Consider the following 20,173-nt stretch of genomic DNA (forward strand, 5'->3'; position numbering starts at 1 on the left):
CTCATTCACATTTTTCTGCTTGTGTGATATCGTTATTTTCGGACGGCACCAAAATGGCCATAGAATTTGATGGCTCTACCATGGTTTTCCGCGTAAAATCTCCGCCAAAGGGTTGATGAAACAACGCGAAATCGGAGATATAGTCGACATATTCCAGGTTCTCCAGGTAGTTTACGACCTGGTATTCCGAAAACGACCCTCCAAACTCGATTGCCGCATCCAGGTCAAACACCCAGGGGGCTAACAGGCGTTTCAGATCTTCACGGGTTTGATTTTGATAGTAGTTGAAATCCAGACCCGTGTGAAATTGAATCTTAAACTCAAACCGAACTAACTCATAGATAGCATCGGCTGCTTTGATACTTGCGTGCATTGAATTTTTCTGTCGAACATATTCCTCTACCTGGTCTTTAAAATCCTGGCTTACTTTCGGTTTCAGGCGATGCTCTGTATTTCCTTCCGTGATTTTTGGAATTAGAACCAGTGTTACATCGCCGGGACTCATCTCATTCAAACAGGTTTCATCCAGTCGGGTGTGATTCAGGCATTTTACTTTGTAAAGAGATGGAAATTCCTGGAGAACCAGGTGCTCATAGTCCCAAATACTCACGGCTCTTTCTTTATGACGAAGTCGTTCACTTACACGCCTATAGTATGAATCATCTGATTCTTCCGGTTTCCCGCCAAAACTGGCATATGGCTGGGCAACGGACTTAATTTGAGCCCTGGGGTTTACAAGCTGACCGATTGTTTTGGACGGCAGGCCATCATCCAGGTGATCTGTAGAATTTTCCTGGTCGTAGAAAATGGCTTCACTAGCCTGGGCATGCACATTGATGAACCGGCTGACAGCATCCTCCTCTTTTTTGAGGCGAACTCTCAACCAGTACAATCCGGTATCCAACAGTGTATTCTCTTTGGTAGCTGATTTTGAAATCGGCAACTCAGCAATACCCGATCGCAGAAAATTGTTGGTTTGATTTCTTGCAAAATCAGAAGGCTTAACTTCCTGCCATCTATTCTGCGAAAGCTCCCACCAGTCAATATCTCCCTCTTCGAAAGTACTGTGAGCGGGATTTTCACTTCCCTCCGCCACCTGGAACAACAAACTGATATTACTTCCGGCAGATTGGTTTTCGAGCCCGATATACAGTTCATTATTCTTGTAGGTAGGTACCAATGTCTGTTCATTTTTATCCACTTTTTTGATACCAAATGGATGCCGATGAAACATAATGGTTGAGGATTCACTTTCCTCCTGATGACCAAATACAACAGACTCTTTTGCTGTGTATGTAAGTGTAAGCTTATCCAGAAGTGGTGTGTAAGGCTCATTAGGCAGATCTACCGATGGCTCTTCTGATCCATTCCCATTTCCGTTACCATTTCCACCTCCGCTTGAAGAGTCGGAATTCTGAGCCTTTAAAACTGCATTTACATAGATCTCGGAATACAAGTCGTGATAGAATGATTCTGTTAGAATCATATCAATCTCTCCATTCGATACCTTAACCGGATTTTCGGAGATATTAATTTCTACCTGTGGTGGCTCACTAAAAAGTTGACCTCTGTATGGATCATCACCGGAAGGATCCGGGTTGTACGGAGACTCAATTTTTACTTTAAAGTCATCTTTCATCGTATCCGGCGGTACTTCATCACCCCCTCCAGTTCCCGAAGAACCGTTCATGATCACGAATTGTGGAAGAAGCCAAACATAAGTATACGACGCGATCATTTCAGAGTAATCGGAATAGAGTGCCTTCTGCTTCTGAATAGCATCCTGGTAGTGTTCGTAATGCTGGCTAAAACTGGCTGGGGTATTCAACCATTGCATATTCAGGTCAAATTTTGAAATCGGTTTGTTATACATTTCGGGTGAAACGATCTCGAGCTTTGACCCCACTTTTGGCCGGGAACCAAACGGCATAAATGGTTTTGACGGATCTACATTACCAAGTTCATTTTGCAATTGAAGGGATTCCGTAAGTTCGGCCTGTACTTCCAGCTCCATTTTTTCAATGGATATATCCTTTACAAAGTTATAATCAACCGGTTCCGTTAATTCTTCGGTCGTCTTTTTTTCAAACATAATTTTAAGAACAGGTTCTTTTACCGGTAAACCTTCACTATGAACCTCCTCATCGTATGTAACAATTGGATCCAGGTCCGACGGAATCTCAATTTTTAGGATCATATCGAAATCCGAATTGGTGGTTTCAATATCCACGACGGGTACACTCAACCACTCCTTTTCTGTTGTAACGAATGCCTTATAATTTGCATCCTGGATGCCCGGAAGTTCCGACAGGTTGAATTTCAAGTTTATAAAGCGCCGCCCCTCTGCCATCAGCAGCAGTTTTGAGCAGATATAAAAACCAAGATCTGCTCTCGGCCATTTGCTGTTCCCAAACGCCATCCAGCTCTCTCCATCATCCAGTTCTTCTTCAATTCCATCTTTGGAGTTGGCCATAGGGGCATACCTTAAAATCTCAGTTCCCTCATCTTCCTTATCAACAAAAACAGATTTTAATGATGCAACTTTTCCCTGGTTCACAACGAGGGAATTGAGAGTTTTGTACTGCCGAGGATTTCCTTCACTATCCTTGCCTGCTTTCAGTAAAACATCAATATCAACCAGTTCATCTTTAGCGTTTTTTGCCAGTTCAAATAAAACATGAACTTGATCCGGCTGAAACGGCTTTTTCTCGAGCTGTAGCACCTCGTTGTAATAAAAATCCAGGTGCCGTTTGGGAATTTCATTCAAGCTCTCTTGCGGATAGGAAAGCAACTTTAAAAAGCTCATGAACAGCGCCATATGCGGCTCAACATCTCCCTCACCATATCGATTTATTAATGATGAAACATCATCACTCGACTCGAAAAAAGTTTGCCAGTCTCCTTTTGTACTCGTTGGGTCATCTGAGGGATAATAGTTAACCAGTTGCGCATAATCATACGCGAACTTCAGCCAATCCTCCTCAGTCAACCCATGCAGTTCCACATTCTCCGGCAGCAATGCACTCAGAAGACGGTCACCTTGAGAACTTCCCTGGTGTTTCAGCGGGTTTTTATGTTGACAGTTATCACTCATGAGCGGGATTGAATTTCAGTGCCCTCTTCGAGGTAGAACGGGTACACCATGTTAAAGCGTGAATTAGTGGCCCGGATCATATAGTCGATCTCAATCATCAGGCGGCCTTCATAGATAAATGAATCATCAATATTGATCTCAAGCGGTTCAATGCGCGGTTCGTGGTATAAGATTGCCGTTTCCACCATATCAGCCAGGTAGGTTTTCATCGAGAGATTGAACGACTCAAATACCATCTCATCAAGGTTGCAACCGTAATCAGGACGCATCACACGTTCTCCTTTGCGTGTGCCGAGCAGTATTTCGAGACTTCTCTCAATATCTTCTTGGCTGTTGGTCATCTCCGCTTTTCGTTCGGCCTTATCAAACGACGGTGGGAATCCCCACCCCCGTCCCAAAAACTCTTTTCCTTCCTGGTTATTCATCTTCTCAACCTCCTATCATCACTGTTGGACTTCCTGCTACTATCTGTCCGCCGTGGGAAGTCATGTCTCCCATTCTGGCAGCCGGCATACCTTCGATCATTACAGTTCCAGATCCCTGTATAATGGTGTCCGGCGGGCCGGAACAGGTTGCCATATCTCCCATTCGGGCTGCTGGTACACCTTCTATCATCACAGTCGGCGCTCCCGGTGGCAGAACGGGGCCGCCCACATGAGGCGCTCCTCCCGGATTCACCATCGGGCAAATGTGCATATCGTTAATTCTGGCTGCTAATGGCATGTTACAATAAAGTGTTGGGTTGGATTTCTATATGGATGGCACAAGCGAAACACTCGCGAAATTTTATGATCTCCCCTTGAGGGGAGTCCGCCTTAAGGCGGGAGGGGTGTCGTCCCCCTGCTCGCTCCGCTCACTTCCCCCTTCAAAGGGGGATTTTTCATGCGTAATTGAGAACCTGACAGAGTCCGTAGCGGAGCGAAAGTCCTGTCAGAGTTTGAAATCAAAGGCATTGTACTGTTAAAGTTAACTTCACCACACTGCACGACTCTGGCAGGAACTCTCTGTCGTTCGTGCTCTGCCAGGTCGTTAAAAATTGAAACAAAATCTTTCATCTTACTTCTACATTTTAGTTTATCTACACGATTCAAAATGAATAGCTTGAGCAGCCTTCCCCGGGCCGTCGGGGTCTCGCTCGTGCCATATCATTTTTATCTCTCCTCGAGGGGAGTGTCCCGACTCTTCGGGACGAGGGGTGTACATCCCCCGAGTTCTCACGACATTCGTCGTGATCACATTCCCCCTTCAAAGGGGGACTTTTGAAGAATTCAAATGAACCAAAATCTATCATCTTATCTGCACATCTTAATTTATCTGGACAATGCTTCCTTTAACCGTTGTGGAACCCGTTGAGCTTATTTCTGCGGAAGCCGAACCCTCGGCTTTGAACCCGGCATTGGCTTTTAAGTTGATATTGGTTGCTTCGATATTCAGGTCACCGGTGGCATTCAAAGTAATGTCTTTCGGGCTATCTAAGCTTATTCCATCACTGTTTATGAGTACCTTATTCCCGTTTTCGTCTTCCAATAAAATCTCTCCGTCGGCATCGTTGACGGATACCTTTTTGCCGGAAGGCATCTCAAGGAGCAATGACGGATCATCATCATTCAAAATAATCTTCACCTCACCACGGCTCACCAGTCCTTTTTCATGATTATCATCACTCCCTTCTATCGGTGCCGGCCTTGCAGAACTGTGAAGTGAACCGAGGATTATCGGTTGGTTTGGATCGCCGTGTATAAATCCAACAATTACTTCATCACCGATTTCCGGGCGAAATACATATCCTCTGTTATCACCAGCTCCAACTGTTGCTATTCGCGCCCAAACACCCTGCTCCTCTGTATCAATCATGGGTAACCGGACTAGGATCCGTTCATCTCCATCCGGATCATCCTGAATTTGTGTGACCAGTCCAATTTGCAAACCACTGACAGAAGGAAGCATGCCGGCTGCCGGAATCTCCGAAATCTTGTACTCTTCACTGAACCACTTCGGCGAGAGGCCAAACTGTACATCCATCAGCCATTCACCTTTGTAAAGTTGATGTTTCACACCACTTACAAAAGCATTTCCGTTGAATCGATCTCCAACTCCATCAAGTACGATAATCGTACCCGGTTTCACGCCATTCAATCCGCGAATTTTGGCCCGGCCGCGCACCTTGGCAAGCTCGTGTTTCATCAGTTTGGAATCGGCCCATTTTTGCAGAACTTCACTTGAAATCTTTGAACCGGCTCTCAAAGCCCACTCGCTGTTTTCCAAAGAGCTGGACAGGTCACCTGAAGTAAGATTGCCGGGAGTTACCGGCGATTTCGATGCCCCGTCAACTTCGGTCGTTTCAGACAATGAATAATCCCATGAAAAACTTTTGACAGCCCCAAACTGATTCGTCCCGTCAATCTCTGCATCGATCTCTAAGAGATTGTTTCCATACTTCACTGCAGCAACGGGTTCTTGTCCGAAATCAGGGGATTGAATAGCGATTGTACCACCATCGGCAATGCAAAACATCCCATTTATATCCGTCCTCGAAAGGATAAAATCCCAATCGGTAGACTGAAATTGAAGGAGCTCTTTATGCACATATGAAGTTGATTCGATCTCCGGAGACAGTCCGCTGTATTCTGAGATAATTCTTTCAAAAGCGTCACTCTCCGAGACATCATAGAAATAGCGACTTTTCGGATTGGTGGCCAATTTGACTGCGGGATCTGCACACTCGACCATCAAAAGACTATTTCCGTTTGAGCGTACTTTAATCGATTGCCCGGTTACTATTCCTTTAAAAACGGTACTCTCGTCAGCCTGATATCCAATCTGAACTTCAATCTCATTTCCGGGTACAAACCACTCATCCTCACTGACACTGAATGTCTCTTCGGCAGCATTTCCATCAAGGATGGCAAGTTTGGCCCTGGGTATTCGATTCAGTTCGTGCCAGATATCAACCGAATAGACCTGAACAGTTGATGGTATCTCCTCACCATTTACGATGACGGTAAGCGTTACCACTCCTTGAGATTGTAAACCGTTTAAAAGTGAATCTGTGGGTAAAACGGGCATATCACTTCACCTTCTCTATTGGAGGAAATACGAGTTCGCTTCCCGGTTCCAGTTTTCGGAAATTTGTTATTCCGTTGATACGAGCAATCTCCAGGTAATACCTCGAGTCGCCATAAATTCGCTGTGTCATCAGTGGTAGAGTGTCACCTTCTTTAACCGTTCGGACATGTGTTAAATCCGGTGAACTTTTATTCTCTTTAATCGTTCTTTTTGTCTCTTCGATGTACTCTTTAAAAGAGGCCTTTAATACCGCTCGAAGTGGAAGCCCCTGGGGACTAAACATTTTATGTTCGATATCAAGACTCTGAAGCTGGCAGTCGAATAACAGTGTTCCCCATATCAGTTTCAGATATCTTGGGCGGTGAATTTCACCTTCAAAATCTAACGTCAGTTGTTTAAAGTGAATGATATCGGGAATTACACCGACAGGTCCGGTTGCCAAATTCCCAAGCGCTCCTGTCCGGTCCAACAAAAATTCAAATTGAAGAACCTCCGGTTCGGTATGACTGTGCTTGCTTGCGGCACCACTGGTACCGGAAGCCTGCATGTCAGAAAAGTTCACAAATACCGATTGGGTATAACTTTCCGGATTCACATGAGCTTTGAATGGTGGAATAAGCGCCGGTGTGGTAAACGTTGAATCGTTAAAAGCAACGATCAGCATTTTCAGTGTTTCATCAATCATGAGGTTATTACCTGCGGTTTTCCTGCTTCATAATTTCAACGACTTTTTCCACACACGCATCAATCAATGCGTCGCTGTCGATACGATTGGGACGAGAGCCCGTTCGCTGAGAACGATCCTTTTTCTCCTCCTCCACATTTACCTTTACATGTAATTCTCTGATAACAACAGGCATAGAACTCCTTCGTTATGAATTGATTGAAAATGTGCGATAGTGCAGTTCCAGCGTTTCGATGGCAATAGAACTCTTTTCGGCATCAAAATCTGATACACTCCACTTTTTCGGCCAGGCATGCACAACATTCCAGCTTACCAGCGGTTCTCCCTCTTCATTCAGCAAAAGGATATCGAGTGTAACCGGCTGCACCTGCATGGTATCGAATGTATCGGTAAACCATTTGATCAGGTCCGAATCCTTTACGAGGCCTCGTTTGAGTGTAAGATTGGAATAGCTGGATCTCACCGGTAGAATGTGCTCGAATCGATTCTCCCCACCCTCTTTATAGGTTTCTGTCGTCACTTCAGCTGAGAGACCTGAAACGGACTGAAATCGCGTATCGATAGTCTTATCCCCAACGCCGTTGAACGACACCAGGTAGTAAAAACTGACAGGTGGATAGAGATCAGGCATATTTTATACGTATTCGATCGTTAAGCCTTCATGGGCCAATTCCAGTGTCTCAATCGCCACCTCATTTCCATCGGATTTCAGATCTGTTGACTGAACCTTGAGAGGCCATGCATTTTTCACCTTCCACACAATCAGCGGCTCATGCTCCTCATTCAGCAGGGATATAGTTACATCACGCCGGTCTATGGTGTTTAATTTCACGGTATTCCACCATTCGAAGTACTCATTGTCACTTTGGAAGGATCCGCGCTTTAGCGTGATATTGCTGTATTTTTGCATACCCGGCATTTTGATTTTCGAAAATTCCGGACTTGCTCCATCCCTGTATTCAATGAGTTCGGTTTCGACGTCTAAACCCGAAACTTCCGTGAATCCGATTTTGGTTCCGCCCCACTCTACATTGAAATGAAATTTTACTAATGGATAATTACTCATAGTTCTTAGGTTTTAGTTTTGAGAATTAAGATTCAAGCATTTTGTGTGAGAATCGCAGGATGATGAATTCAGCCGGTCGTACCGCAGCCATACCGATCTCTACAATCATTCTTCCGTTTAGTACATCGTCCTGGGTCATGGTTTCACCGAGACCCACTTTTACAAAGAACGCTTCATCCGGCTTGGCTCCCATCAGAGCACCTGCTCTCCATTGAAGGGTCAGGAAGTTTTCGATCATCGCTTTTACTTTCACCCAGGTGTTAGCATCATTGGGTTCAAATACAAAAGGTTCGCTCGCTTTTTTCACCGATTCCTCCACCATATTGAAGAAGCGCCGAACCGATACATATCTCCACTCATTGCTGTTGCCGTCCAGCGTTCTGGCGCCCCAAACAAGCGTACCTTTACCTGTAAACGTGCGAATTACATTGATCGACTTGCCTGATGAATGGACATTGAAATCATCATTCTCATCCATCGTAATTTTTACCGCGGGACCCGAAACATTATTTACACTCACATTTGCAGGGGATTTCCAAACACCGCGATCTTCATCCACTTTGGCATAAATTCCTGCAATAGTTGAGGAAGGTGGAAGAGTCAGACGCTGCTGGTTCAGCAGGTTGTTCATGGCGGACGTAAACTCACTCGTAAAATAGGTTTCAATGTTACTATTATGAGAGGCTGCTATACCTGTCTGGTTTGTATTGATCTCAGTGAGGATATTATTCATCGCCGTTTCTAAATCCCCGACGGCAGAATCCAATTCATTTAAAACCGTGTCGAGTTCTGAATTGCTATTCGAGGTATTGAACGTCGTATCTTTATGGCTGTCGTAGGTGCCATTTGCCGAATCAAATTCTGTTGAGCTGAATGATTCATCTTCAACCATCTCCAGCGCATTCGAGACGAGATCGATAGCTTTCGAGGTATTCCTAAGTGCGATTGGAATCTGCCGGAGCTTGTCATCTTTCACCGCACCCGAAGCCGTGGCTGTCGAAACAGCATCATTAACAGCTTGTTTTGCGGAATCAAACTGATCCTGTAAACTCAGGAGATCTGCCAGGATTTTAACATTCTCCAGTGATAGTCCATTGAAAGCATCCGTCGCAGTGTGAGAAAAAGTGATGCCACTGTCTGCCGTAGCGTGTCGAATGGAAGTCTTCAAATGCGGGTAGTATGCAGCACCATAACTCAAAAAACTGGTTCCGATACCTGTTCGGAAATCACTGCCATCCGTGTCCTCACTCCGAAGATCAAATATACCAAACCGATCTTTCAGGTCTCCACACTGCATCAGCACTTGTTTGTAGAGATCATACTGCTCGTTCGCCCCCAAACGGATCGCCTCCGGAATCACAATCAGTGTCACTTCATCAATCTTCCGAATTTTTTTGAGCCCATCTTCCAGCTCAGTGTAATCCGAGACTTCATCAAGGCTGGGTGTCGTGGTAGAATCATCATAATCACCTACCGAAACGATATAGCACGGGCCACCGCCGTTGGCAAAAAACATCTGCATAATGGGATGCATCAGGTAGGGTGATTCACCTCCGCTTGCTGCAACTGATTGAGGCAGAAATGGAGCGTTGTCATCCAGCGTAACTTCAAATGATTGTGTCCTGGGGCCACCAAACAGGTTATCGTATTCCAGCATTGATGAAATTTTCGTAGGATCGGTGGGACCTTTTTCCGTGTAGCCAATAAATGCTGGAATAGCCGTTTCAACTTGGGCCACTGAGGGAGGCAATAATGACACCTCCTCAATATAAACACCCGGCGTTTTATAACTCATAATAGTAGGATTTAAAATTGCAGTTAGGATTCAATCATTTTGTGTGAAAAGCGGAGAATAATGAATTCAGCCGGACGAACAGCCGCCATGCCGATTTCAACGATCATTCGCCCGTTCAGTACATCATCCTGGGTCATGGTTTCACCAAGACCAACTTTCACAAAGAAAGCATCTTCAGCTTTGGCTCCCATCAATGCCCCGGCTCGCCACTGCAGGGTCAGGAAGTTTTCGATCATCGCTTTTACCTTCACCCAGGTGTTGGCATCATTGGGCTCAAATACAAATCTTGATGAGGCCTTCTTCACCGATTCCTCCACCATGTTAAAGAATCTTCGAACAGAGACATATCTCCATTCATTACTGTTGCCGTCAAGTGTTCGGGCACCCCAGATCAATACTCCTTTTCCGCTGAATTTTCGAATAGCATTGATCGATTTGCCGGTATCACTCACATTGAGGCCATCCTGCTCGGACGTTTCCATGGAAACAGTGGGAGCACTCACACGATTGAGAGAAACATTAGCGGGCGACTTCCATACCCCCCGGTTACTGTCAACCAGTGCATATGCACCCGCAACAGCTCCGCTTGGCGGCAGGATCAGTTTCACATCTTCAATCATTTTTCGGATATCGTAATATTTGCTTCGATCTGCCCCGTTGTTGGCATGAAAAAGGGATTCAGCCTCTTTAGAAGAATCCTCGGCAAGCGTCACATCACTGTGGCGAAGTACCATCGAAGTCCCATTATTGTCGATGGTGAGCTCATCTTCGTTATACTGATGGACAAGACTTGTTTTGAGGTTCGGATAGTAAGCGGCTCCGTACATCAGGTTATTTGTTCCAATGTTATCACGGAATGTTTGTGCGGCATCTCCCACTGGATCGGTACTTGATGAGTCCGCAGGTTGTACATCGCAGATGGTAAAACGATCGCCAAGGTTTGCACATTGGATCATTGCATCTACATAGAGGCCGTGGTAATCAGTTGGATCACTAATGCTCTGCGCATCGGGGAACAGAATAAGTGTTGGTTCATCTTCCTTTTTCAAAAGACTCAAAGCCCCGGAAAGTTCAGAGGGTGTAACTGCAGGTGAGGATTGATACCCCCCAACAGACAGGATATAGCAAGGGCCGCCGCCATTGGAGAAATAGATCTCCAGCATATAATACATTTTATAAACCGGGGTGGTTGGAATTGATGCATCGGCAGTGATATTTCCCGAACCATCAATTGTAAAATCCGGCAGTTCTTTGGATGGCCCTCCAAAAATGGTCCTGTAATCTACCATTGATTTAATTTTGGTCGGCTCCGTCGGGCCTTCTTCAGTGTAACCGATGAAGGCGGGGATTGCCGTTTCTACCTGTGCCACCGAGGGCGGGAACAGTGAAATTTCTTCTACGTAAACGCCGGGAGTTTTATAGTTTGCCATATTTCCAGTTATTTAGGCTTAAAGGTTATTTGATATTTTTGTCCCGTTTCGGGATTGGCAATGCTGTTCTGTGCAGTTTCCCAATAGATATCGATGACACCCTGGGCTGATTTTTGCCCGAGCTCGTCATTGAGATAAACATTCCTGTGAGGTGGAGTGGGATCGGTATCGGCCTCCAACAGGTATGGCCCGGATTCACCAATGTAATTCTCTTCCAGGTCCACCGAGTTAATCGTCGTAATAATGGTATCGGATCCGCTGCCCGAATTCACCGTTACGGTTTGCTGTACTGTTGATTCGTATAGATGACTCAGTAGATAGCTCGCCGGTACAGTTTCTGCAGTGGAGTCATACACTTTGAATGTCCGGCTGTGAACACGATACGTATCCGCTGCAGTAACCCTCTGATCTATTCCTGAGCCGGAAGCTACAATCGATGCCGGGCTTGCAGTTGTGATGGTTCCATCGGATTGCAGATTATCAAAGAAAAGCCCGGGTTGATAGACCGAAGTATCAGTCTCGTCCCCTTTAACTAATCCATACTTTTTAAAAATGCCGGCATCGGGAAGTTCGAAGCCAAATGTGAAACGGACTCTTTCGTTGATTGAGATCAGAGGTGACTCAGAATAGAAAACCTCAAACCCGAATGGACGCGGTTTAAAAACCAGGTTGAAGTTCTGAAGTTTCTGCCGGCAATCATATGTTGGAAAAACCCGGAATCCATCAATAGGCTCATCACTCCCCTCTTCCTCAAAGGAGACGCTAAAAAAACGATTGTATTTAATGATGAATCCCATACTTTTTTGATTACATGAGTCCTGAATCCAGCTGAATAGAATCGATCTCCGGTCCTTCGACCTCGTCCTGCGGCTGTATTTTCACAAGCCGAACTTTGTATAGCAGCGAGGGGAATTGCGAACCACCGGAGATACTCCAAATATGATTCATCTGCTCGAAGCTTAAATGCTGGAGGTCCAGGATCAATTTATGAACACCGTTAGGAAACGGATTGTCATCTCGAGCATTTTCTGAGGTGAACCACCGCTTTCCCTGGAGAAAATCCACGGTTTCACTAAGTCGCTGCAAGCTGGTTCCATAGTCCACAAATTCAAACGCCATTAGGATATTCAAATTCAGAAAAACAGGAGGCTCTTTGTACAGAAGCTGGTTATTTTTTCGAATGAAGTGCGGGGAATTTTTGAGAGTACTCTCCTCCTCCACATTTAGTAGAGAAATGATTAATCCCTGTGCATTCTCCTCCTGGAATTTTTTGAGATTATCCAGGTTTACGTCTGCAATATCCAGTCCTAATCCAAATGCAAGTTCTTCTGTCAGGTATTCCAATGTTTGTTTGATCATCTATTCCCTCGGTCGAATGATCTGTTTCTTGCCTCGATGCTGAGGCATTATTTTTAGTTGGAGCTACTTATCTCGGAATTCTCTTTCCTACTCTCTGAGAAATTTGAATCACGCATCAAAAAAAGATGTGCTTACCGGATGATAACTTTGCTGCCACACTGATTAAATGTTTTTAATAATCAGGAGAAGTTCACTACCTAACTTTACTACCGAACTTTACTACCGAATTTTTCAAGCTTTTCCTCAATTTGTGCCTGTTTCATCATCTTTAACTCGGTAGGTGAGCATTTCAAGTGGTAGTTGATATACTTGTTGAGCGCTATCTCATCAACAACTCCAAATTTGCGTGCAACTTCAAAATTCGAATAGCTGCGTTTCCGAAGTTCTTCAGAGATATACTTCAGGCGAAGATATTTGAGGTACCTGTTTGGCCGTACCTCATAGTAGCGCTGAAATTTGCGTGCAAACAATTTGGGACACTCATACCCCATCAGATTTGCCCACTGCTGAACAGATGCAGTCTCATAGAGATTGGCTTTTAACTTATCTACAGCTTCAGATATTTTTTTCTGATCTCCCATCATCATCCCTTTTTTTGTGTTAGTTGTCCTAGTCGTACAGAGTTTAATGTTTCTCTATACTATGAGGATGAACAAAAGATCCTTTTGCAACGAAATTTTTTAAAAAAAATATGTCAAAGTGAATTTATAATTTTCCCTCAATCCTCATTCGTAGGATTGCCGCGAGAATATTGGGAAGGCCATCGAACTCTGTGAATACTTGTCGGACTCCCGCAGGTTCACCAATTAATTAAAAAGCGAGTTGATTTCCGGTTATTATTCCCCGATAAGTCGAGCCAACTCAGCCTCCGAAGCAATATACCCAAACGCAGGCCATTCATCCGTTTGATAGATATTTTCCCAGATTGAAATTGCCCGCTCTTCGCGGCCATTAATGTAATGCCAGTTCCCGATTCCGTATCCCAAAGTGGCATTTTCAAGAGCATCCTCCGATGTTTCCATCAAACGGCTTGAATCAAAAACCCCTTTAAAAACCAGCAGCAAATTTAGGTAAGCGTCGTTCTCAATCAACTCAATATCTGAAGTAACCGGTTCAATGATCTCTCCCGCTTTAAGGTCATTTCCGGATCGTTTCAATGCCATATAGTACCAATACAGTAGCGCAATTTGCATATCTTCGGTAAGATCCAGTTGAAGCGATGCTTCATATTCGGCAATCGCCAAATCAAACTCGCCTTTCAAATAGTGAGCCAAACCCTTGTGGTAGAACACATTCGATTTCAGTGTGCTTGTAGGTTGATTCAGCTCGTTTGGCAACCCATCCGGTTCAACCTGGTCCGGCATCGACCTCATCAGCTGTTTAGCTTGTACAAAATCTTCAATTGCCAAATCAAACTGACGAAGGGTAATGTACCGATGCCCCCGGTGCCGGTACACTCTCGGATCTTCGGGAAATTTATAAACGCCTTCCGTAAAAATTCGAACTGCTTCCCTGTACTGACCCAGGTAAGCCGTACGCCTTCCCAGCCAGATAACCGCTTCCGCATTCTCCGGATCTGTTCTGTATGCCGTTACCGCCTCAACCAATTTCTGATTCTGCTCATCGAACATTTCCGGTGTAATTTCCGGTGTTTCAAGTGTGTCTCCTAACAGCGAATATCCCTGGATACCTTCAGGAACGGGAGGGAGTTCATTTCGCTCACTACAGGAAATGAATACTATGAAAGGAAATAATAACAGGTGTAATAATCTCAGGTGCTTCATTGATACTTGTTTTATGTTTTTAAAAAATTCATTGTGAGTTACAAGGCGCTACTCCTCCAAAAGGAAGTTTTAAAACGATGCTTCCAGTTCCATCTCTTTTTCATTTCGAAGAATAGAGATGGAGACATTATCCCCTCTTTCAACTTCATTCAAAGCTTCCATATAATCGTAAATATCATTGATCTCTTTTCCATCCATTCCAATGATAATATCTCCATCCTGAAATCCGGCAGTTTCTGCGGTTCCATCCGGTTGTACTTCATCGATCCGGAAACCTCCACCAGAAAAGGTATAATCGGGCATCACACCGAGTGTTGCACCATTCCTCATTCGAGTCATAGTTCTCTGGTCGGTTGACTCCAGGAAATCCATTTCTGAAGGTGACATCGAATCCACACTTCTGGCTACATCTTCAACGTGATTTAAAACTCTCCTCATCCCGGTGTAATTGATCAGATCTGCCGTATCCGTTTCCCGGTGATACTGATCATGAGTTCCTGTATAATAGTGCAATACAGGTATATCCGCCCGGTAAAATGAAGAATGATCACTGGCTCCCATTCCACCTTCGCTTGTCGTAATTTGTAGAGAATCTGTTTCAACGGAGGATAAAATTTGTTCCCATTTCGTGGAAGTACCCGTGCCAAAAATATTGAGTTCGTTGTTCGTGAGCCGACCGATCATATCGAGGTTAATCATCCCCATGATGGAATCAGGGGCGATATCCATCTCCTCGACAAAATGTTTGGAACCTATCAGGCCGAGTTCCTCTCCTGAAAAAGCGATCATCAAGATACTGCTCTGCGGACGATCACCCGCAAATTTTCTCGCCAAATAAAAAAGTCCGGCTGTGCCCGATGCATTGTCATCCGCCGAATTGTGAAGCGCCGGTTCCGCATTCATATTCATAGAGATCGCACCTCCCATTCCCTGTCCGTCGTAATGCGCACCAATCACAATGAATCGATCCGGAAACTCTTCTCCCCGAATCATACCGACAACATTTCTCGATATTCTGTTCTCCAAATCCATCGCCTGCACCATGGGGCCTTCAAGCGTAAACTGCTGAATATAGGTATCCCTTTCGCCTGCAGGTTCCAATCCAAATTGTAAAAACTGTTCGGAGATATAGTTTGCAGCTTCCGCCTCATCAAGCGTACCTGCCATTCTCCCGCCACGCTCCTCATCCGCAAGCCAGGTAATATGTTTTTCCAGGAAATCTTGGGGAGTCTCATCCACATCTGCTTCTTCACATGAAGAAAATATCAGAAGAGATAAAAACAGAGCAGGCAAGAGGTTTTTGATCAGGTTCATTCTTTTTATTCTTTTTGTTTGAAGCATACGAGTTTCGTGCCTATTTTTAAAGCTTAACCAATCAAAAAAGGTTGGGGGTGTCTTGGTAGAAATGCCATGACTGAGATCATACCCTGAGAACCTGAACCGGATCATACCGGCGTAGGGAAACCGATCTGCACGCATGCGTTAAAAACAGTATGCAACCCCCTCCTTCAATTATAAAATTGACGGAGGCGTAATGCTCAAACAATTCAACTCTTTTCTTTTCGCAGTATTCCTATTGGCTGCAATACCTTTTCAACTCTACTCTCAAACCATCGAAGGCCGTGTAACGGGCACACAAAATGGTGAACCGCTTGAAGGTGCCACGGTTTTGGAAAGCGAAACCACCAACGGAACCACAACAGAGTCCGACGGTACTTTCCGCATAGAACTCACGACTGGTGTGAACCAACTTACAATCAGTTTTGTGGGATATGAAACCAAAACCGTAACTGTACCCGATCCCGATGAATTCATCGAAGTTGCTCTCGAAGAGCGAGTGATCATGAGTGGTGAGGTATTTGTGAGCGCCCTCCGGGTGGATGAATCGACACCAATCGCATACAGCAATGTCAGTCGTGAAGAGATTGAAGATCAAAACCTTGGACAGGATATCCCAATGCTGGTGCGCTCCTCTCCATCGGTTGTTTCCACATCGGATGCCGGGGCCGGAATTGGTTACACCGGAATTCGAATTCGCGGGGTTGACCCTGGACGAATTAATGTCACTATCAACGGAATTCCACTGAATGATGCCGAATCCCACGGAGTGTTTTGGGTGAATATGCCCGATTTGGCGTCCTCCACTCAAAATATCCAGATCCAGCGAGGTGTAGGCACCTCTACCCAGGGTGCCGGTGCATTTGGAGCAACTATGAATCTTCAAACGGCCCTGATGCGACCCAATGCCTATGGCCAAATTACAACCGGACTTGGCTCATACGGAACCCAAAAAGCAAATGTACAACTCGGCTCCGGGTTGATGGACAACGGCTGGCAATTCGAAGGCCGGCTTTCCAAAATCGAATCAGACGGATACATCGATCGGGCGCGATCTGATTTAAGATCGTTTTACCTTTCCGGATCGCATCACGGAGAAAACAGCCTGTTGAAAGCGGACGTGTTTTCTGGTAAGGAAGTCACTTACCAAGCCTGGAATGGAGTACCCGAACCTATTCTTGAAAATGATTCTCAGCAGCTTGAATCGTACATCAACAACCTGTTTTTAGGTGAAGAGGAAGCTGATCACTGGAGAGAAAACCTGGGAAATCGTCAGTTCAATCAATTCACCTATAATGATCAAACCGACAACTACCAGCAGGATCACTACCAGCTCCACTACTCCTACAGGTTTACGGATACATGGAATGCAAACGCCTCACTGCACTATACACGCGGACGAGGGTATTTCGAGGAGTATCAGCGAAATGATGATTTGAGTACGTATAACATATCGCCTGTCCAGATTGGCGGCGAAACGATTTCAAACTCCGATTTAGTCCGGCGACGCTGGCTCGATAATCATTTCTATGGAGGTGTTTTTTCAACGGAATGGAAACATCCTGAAGACTGGACGCTCACAATTGGCGGTGGATACAACGAGTATGACGGTGACCATTTTGGCGAAGTGATCTGGGCTCGATTTGCGGGAAACAGCGACATCGGAGATAAATATTATAACAACAACGGCTTCAAAACCGACTTCAACATCTACGGAAAGCTGAATTATTATCTCACCTCTGAATTCAATGCTTTTGCAGATCTGCAGTATCGAACGGTAGGATATGAATTTCTCGGGTTGAGAATTGACGATCAAACCGGTGACGTTGAGGATGTAACTCAGACGGATCGAATTGATTTCCTGAATCCAAAATTTGGGGTGGTCTATCGTCCCGCCGGCGGGCATCGGTTGTTTGCTTCTCTAAGCGTGGGCGGAAAAGAGCCGACTCGCAATGAATATGTGGAATCAAGCAAGGAAAGCCGTCCCGATCCGGAGCGATTGTTTGATTACGAACTGGGCTATGACGGAACATTTGAACGATTTCATGCCGGTTTGAATCTCTATTTCATGGATTACAAAGACCAGTTGATTCTGACCGGAGCTGTAAATGATGTAGGTGGATACATCCGCGAAAATGTACCCGATAGTTATCGCGCAGGAATTGAACTGCAATTTGGCACTCGGCTTCTCACAGATCTTGAATGGAGCGGCAACGCAACCTTCAGCCAAAATAAGATTGATGAGTATCAACGGTTTTTAGATGATTTTGACTCCGGCGGGCAGCAGTCAGAAACCTATACTGATGTGGACATTGCGTTCTCACCATCAACCATCGCAAACTCAATCCTCAGTTACAGTCCCGGAAGTTTTACGGCAGAGTGGACACTCAAATATGTGTCTCGCCAGTATTTGGATAACACCCAAACCAACGCCCGATCTATCGATCCGTATCTCGTAAACGACCTCAGGTTTTCCTACTCGCTGGATAATCTTTCCGTCGTTCAAAATGTGACCGCTTCTCTTCAAATCAATAATATTTTGATTGAGGAGTATGTATCCAATGGGTATACGTTTGGATGGATATCGGGAGGAGAAGAGCGATTCTTCAACTACTACTATCCCCAGGCCGGCCGGAATATCCTGGCGAATGTAAAAGTGAGGTTTTAATATAAGCCGGACAGTGGCCAAGCCATCCCGAACAATCGGGGCTTGTCCAGCCATCTAAACGTAAACATGGTATTTCTTATGACTGTAAAATGATCTGATTTTAGCTAATATTATGAAGCTCAAACAGAAAGTATAATAGAGCTGAGAAATACCATGTTTTAAATGTTAAGTAGAAACGGGCAGGCTGCCCGTTGTACTTTAACAAAAAGAAGCGTGGATCTTAATGCAGTGTATTTAGTGTCCCGTTTATATGAATCTATTTCCTGACCTGAAAGTTTTTTTAAGATCTATTCACTACCACTATTTTTTTAAGTAATATTCAGACACTTTTATAATCTCTTAAGTCGAACAATCAATGAGAGTTACCATTCTCTTATTATTTCTGTTGTTACCAGCTATCGGCTTCGCACAAATATCACCCTCAGATGTTGAGGTCGATTCATCCAAAACCGTTGAGGTAGAGCTTCAAAATGGATCTATTCTTACCGGATCAATCCTATCCGTGTCAGAAGAAGAGATTGAGCTTCAACAATCCGATGGCAGAACCTTTATTCATTTGTCCAGGGTCCGGGAAATCCGCGATGTCGATTTGACAAAAAAGGGCAATCAATGGTTTAAGAATCCAAATTATAGCCGCCTATTCTTCTCCCCCACCGCTCAACCTCTTCAGAAGAACAGCGGATACTACCAAAACATCTATGTATTCTTTAACAATGTGGCCTATGCCGTAAGTGACAATATTGCCTTTACCGGCGGTTTTAGTATGATCCCAAGTGTGAGCATCTCAAACCAGCTCTACTTTTTTACCGGGAAAGTCGGGTTCGAGGTTGCTGATGGACACTATCTTGGAGGCGGGCTTGGAGCTGCATCTGCCAATACCTTTGAGGATGCCCTCATCATAGGTTATGCAAACTACACTCACGGTTTCCACAGGGGAAATATTACGGGTGGAGTTACAACTTTTTCAATTGAGGATGAGATTGGTACTTATGCTCTCTATTTTGGCGGAGATTACCGGTTTATTCAACGAATATCGTTTGTTACCGAAAATTTTATTTTTCCTGAAGCCGGAGATGAACTTGTTCTATCATACGGACTCCGCTTTATGGGTGAAAAGATGAGTTTTGACCTTGCTTTCTTCCGTCCCGGTCTTGGAACTGATATTGGATTTGGTATTCCGTACGTAGATTTTGTGTTCAATTTTTGATCAAAAAAAAGGCCCTCCGATATATCGAAGAGCCTTTTCAAATTTGACTTGAATATTAAATTACATCCCGCCAGCAGAAATCGTTACCGGTACTTTTGTGTCATCCCAGTGGAGTACGAGCTCGCCGCTATTTTCCGTTACATCTTCAAAGTAGATCATAAACTGCTCAACAAAGTAGGAATCTTCGGGCTCTGCAGTTACTCTCACATAATCCATCGATTCATCGTACTGGGTTCCCCAGGAAAGTTTTTCGTTGATGATAATTGTCCATTCATCCGTTCCGGGAATTGTATAGATAGAATAGGTGCCAGCTGATACTTCCTCTCCTTCAATCATAACATCATCAGAGAGAACAAGGGCCGTTGATTCGTTAGCACCGGTTCTCCATACCTCTCCAAAAGCAACTAAGCCCCCAAAAATATCGCGGTCGCGAACACCGGGCCGGCCATATGTGACCATCACTTCAGTGGTGCCAATAGTTTGGCTGACTGTTGCATTCGGACTTACACGGGCTTCATCGCTTCCCCGATCCTGGGCGGTTGCTGACTGGCTCAAAAAGCCGACAATTAAAGCAGTTAGAAAAAGAGTTGATAATGATTTCATATTCAAGATATTTGGTTCAGGTTTTATTGATTAAGTGTAAAGTAAATAATTAGATATCGTAAACAATACAGGAACTTA

Annotated in this window: 18 protein-coding genes and 1 riboswitch; of the genes, 2 read left to right on the top strand and 16 right to left on the bottom strand. The window is 44.7% G+C overall.

Annotated features, from left to right (window positions below):
- Nucleotide 1: 1 nt before the first annotated feature.
- From L6773_RS15215 to L6773_RS15285, 15 genes are all read right to left on the bottom strand, one after another.
- Nucleotides 2–3,094, bottom strand: a complete 3,093-nt coding sequence (locus L6773_RS15215) for a baseplate J/gp47 family protein (protein WP_237855297.1) — start codon at nt 3,092–3,094, stop codon at nt 2–4.
- Nucleotides 3,091–3,519, bottom strand: coding sequence for a GPW/gp25 family protein (locus tag L6773_RS15220; RefSeq protein WP_237855298.1), 429 nt, complete (start codon nt 3,517–3,519; stop codon nt 3,091–3,093). Before L6773_RS15220 ends, L6773_RS15215 begins: the two co-directional genes overlap by 4 nt.
- A gap of 4 nt (nt 3,520–3,523) precedes the next feature.
- Nucleotides 3,524–3,817, bottom strand: coding sequence for a PAAR domain-containing protein (locus L6773_RS15225; protein ID WP_237855299.1), 294 nt, complete (start codon nt 3,815–3,817; stop codon nt 3,524–3,526).
- A 582-nt stretch (nt 3,818–4,399) separates the two neighbouring features.
- Nucleotides 4,400–6,160 (bottom strand): type VI secretion system tip protein VgrG, encoded by a 1,761-nt coding sequence (gene vgrG, locus L6773_RS15230; RefSeq protein ID WP_237855300.1) that lies wholly within the window; start codon nt 6,158–6,160, stop codon nt 4,400–4,402.
- Between the two features lies 1 nt (nt 6,161).
- Nucleotides 6,162–6,845 (bottom strand): CIS tube protein, encoded by a 684-nt coding sequence (locus tag L6773_RS15235; protein WP_237855301.1) that lies wholly within the window; start codon nt 6,843–6,845, stop codon nt 6,162–6,164.
- 7 nt (nt 6,846–6,852) lie between these two features.
- Nucleotides 6,853–7,020 (bottom strand): DUF5908 family protein, encoded by a 168-nt coding sequence (locus L6773_RS15240; protein ID WP_237855302.1) that lies wholly within the window; start codon nt 7,018–7,020, stop codon nt 6,853–6,855.
- A 12-nt stretch (nt 7,021–7,032) separates the two neighbouring features.
- Nucleotides 7,033–7,476: a phage tail protein gene (locus L6773_RS15245; RefSeq protein WP_237855303.1), complete on the bottom strand. Its 444-nt coding sequence runs from the start codon at nt 7,474–7,476 to the stop codon at nt 7,033–7,035.
- Between the two features lie 3 nt (nt 7,477–7,479).
- Nucleotides 7,480–7,911 (bottom strand): phage tail protein, encoded by a 432-nt coding sequence (locus L6773_RS15250; protein ID WP_237855304.1) that lies wholly within the window; start codon nt 7,909–7,911, stop codon nt 7,480–7,482.
- A 25-nt stretch (nt 7,912–7,936) separates the two neighbouring features.
- Entirely contained in the window at nt 7,937–9,706 is a 1,770-nt protein-coding gene (locus L6773_RS15255) for a phage tail sheath family protein (RefSeq protein WP_237855305.1), read from the bottom strand.
- Between the two features lie 23 nt (nt 9,707–9,729).
- The gene (locus L6773_RS15260; protein WP_237855306.1) at nt 9,730–11,136 is read right to left on the bottom strand and encodes a phage tail sheath family protein; all 1,407 of its coding nucleotides are present in this window, start codon (nt 11,134–11,136) and stop codon (nt 9,730–9,732) included.
- 8 nt (nt 11,137–11,144) lie between these two features.
- Nucleotides 11,145–11,933: a hypothetical protein gene (locus tag L6773_RS15265; protein ID WP_237855307.1), complete on the bottom strand. Its 789-nt coding sequence runs from the start codon at nt 11,931–11,933 to the stop codon at nt 11,145–11,147.
- Between the two features lie 10 nt (nt 11,934–11,943).
- Entirely contained in the window at nt 11,944–12,495 is a 552-nt protein-coding gene (locus L6773_RS15270; RefSeq protein ID WP_237855308.1) for a Pvc16 family protein, read from the bottom strand.
- 206 nt (nt 12,496–12,701) lie between these two features.
- Nucleotides 12,702–13,076, bottom strand: coding sequence for a helix-turn-helix domain-containing protein (locus L6773_RS15275; protein ID WP_237855309.1), 375 nt, complete (start codon nt 13,074–13,076; stop codon nt 12,702–12,704).
- Nucleotides 13,077–13,331: 255 nt separating this feature from the next.
- Nucleotides 13,332–14,279, bottom strand: coding sequence for a tetratricopeptide repeat protein (locus L6773_RS15280; protein WP_237855310.1), 948 nt, complete (start codon nt 14,277–14,279; stop codon nt 13,332–13,334).
- Between the two features lie 69 nt (nt 14,280–14,348).
- Nucleotides 14,349–15,593: a M28 family peptidase gene (locus L6773_RS15285; RefSeq protein ID WP_237855311.1), complete on the bottom strand. Its 1,245-nt coding sequence runs from the start codon at nt 15,591–15,593 to the stop codon at nt 14,349–14,351.
- A 63-nt stretch (nt 15,594–15,656) separates the two neighbouring features.
- Nucleotides 15,657–15,758: riboswitch (TPP riboswitch) on the top strand.
- A gap of 55 nt (nt 15,759–15,813) precedes the next feature.
- Between L6773_RS15285 and L6773_RS15290 the strand changes: the two genes are divergently transcribed.
- A complete protein-coding gene (locus tag L6773_RS15290; RefSeq protein ID WP_237855312.1) occupies nt 15,814–18,285 on the top strand; it encodes a TonB-dependent receptor in 2,472 nt (823 codons plus the stop codon).
- Between the two features lie 355 nt (nt 18,286–18,640).
- Nucleotides 18,641–19,492, top strand: coding sequence for a hypothetical protein (locus L6773_RS15295; RefSeq protein ID WP_237855313.1), 852 nt, complete (start codon nt 18,641–18,643; stop codon nt 19,490–19,492).
- A gap of 60 nt (nt 19,493–19,552) precedes the next feature.
- Here the strand turns inward: L6773_RS15295 and L6773_RS15300 are convergent, their stop codons facing one another.
- Nucleotides 19,553–20,095 (bottom strand): DUF2911 domain-containing protein, encoded by a 543-nt coding sequence (locus L6773_RS15300; protein WP_237855314.1) that lies wholly within the window; start codon nt 20,093–20,095, stop codon nt 19,553–19,555.
- Between the last annotated feature and the right edge of the window lie 78 nt (nt 20,096–20,173).

Source organism: Rhodohalobacter sulfatireducens (genome assembly GCF_022012475.1).
Lineage (GTDB): Bacteria > Bacteroidota > Rhodothermia > Balneolales > Balneolaceae > Rhodohalobacter > Rhodohalobacter sulfatireducens.

Coding starts and splice junctions, on each gene's coding strand:
- L6773_RS15215 (WP_237855297.1), bottom strand. CDS start 3,094: ATGAGTGATAACTGTCAACATAAAAACCCGCTGAAACACCAGGGAAGT.
- L6773_RS15220 (WP_237855298.1), bottom strand. CDS start 3,519: ATGAATAACCAGGAAGGAAAAGAGTTTTTGGGACGGGGGTGGGGATTC.
- L6773_RS15225 (WP_237855299.1), bottom strand. CDS start 3,817: ATGCCATTAGCAGCCAGAATTAACGATATGCACATTTGCCCGATGGTG.
- vgrG (WP_237855300.1), bottom strand. CDS start 6,160: ATGCCCGTTTTACCCACAGATTCACTTTTAAACGGTTTACAATCTCAA.
- L6773_RS15235 (WP_237855301.1), bottom strand. CDS start 6,845: ATGATTGATGAAACACTGAAAATGCTGATCGTTGCTTTTAACGATTCA.
- L6773_RS15240 (WP_237855302.1), bottom strand. CDS start 7,020: ATGCCTGTTGTTATCAGAGAATTACATGTAAAGGTAAATGTGGAGGAG.
- L6773_RS15245 (WP_237855303.1), bottom strand. CDS start 7,476: ATGCCTGATCTCTATCCACCTGTCAGTTTTTACTACCTGGTGTCGTTC.
- L6773_RS15250 (WP_237855304.1), bottom strand. CDS start 7,911: ATGAGTAATTATCCATTAGTAAAATTTCATTTCAATGTAGAGTGGGGC.
- L6773_RS15255 (WP_237855305.1), bottom strand. CDS start 9,706: ATGAGTTATAAAACGCCGGGTGTTTATATTGAGGAGGTGTCATTATTG.
- L6773_RS15260 (WP_237855306.1), bottom strand. CDS start 11,136: ATGGCAAACTATAAAACTCCCGGCGTTTACGTAGAAGAAATTTCACTG.
- L6773_RS15265 (WP_237855307.1), bottom strand. CDS start 11,933: ATGGGATTCATCATTAAATACAATCGTTTTTTTAGCGTCTCCTTTGAG.
- L6773_RS15270 (WP_237855308.1), bottom strand. CDS start 12,495: ATGATCAAACAAACATTGGAATACCTGACAGAAGAACTTGCATTTGGA.
- L6773_RS15275 (WP_237855309.1), bottom strand. CDS start 13,076: ATGGGAGATCAGAAAAAAATATCTGAAGCTGTAGATAAGTTAAAAGCC.
- L6773_RS15280 (WP_237855310.1), bottom strand. CDS start 14,279: ATGAAGCACCTGAGATTATTACACCTGTTATTATTTCCTTTCATAGTA.
- L6773_RS15285 (WP_237855311.1), bottom strand. CDS start 15,593: ATGAACCTGATCAAAAACCTCTTGCCTGCTCTGTTTTTATCTCTTCTG.
- L6773_RS15290 (WP_237855312.1), top strand. CDS start 15,814: ATGCTCAAACAATTCAACTCTTTTCTTTTCGCAGTATTCCTATTGGCT.
- L6773_RS15295 (WP_237855313.1), top strand. CDS start 18,641: ATGAGAGTTACCATTCTCTTATTATTTCTGTTGTTACCAGCTATCGGC.
- L6773_RS15300 (WP_237855314.1), bottom strand. CDS start 20,095: ATGAAATCATTATCAACTCTTTTTCTAACTGCTTTAATTGTCGGCTTT.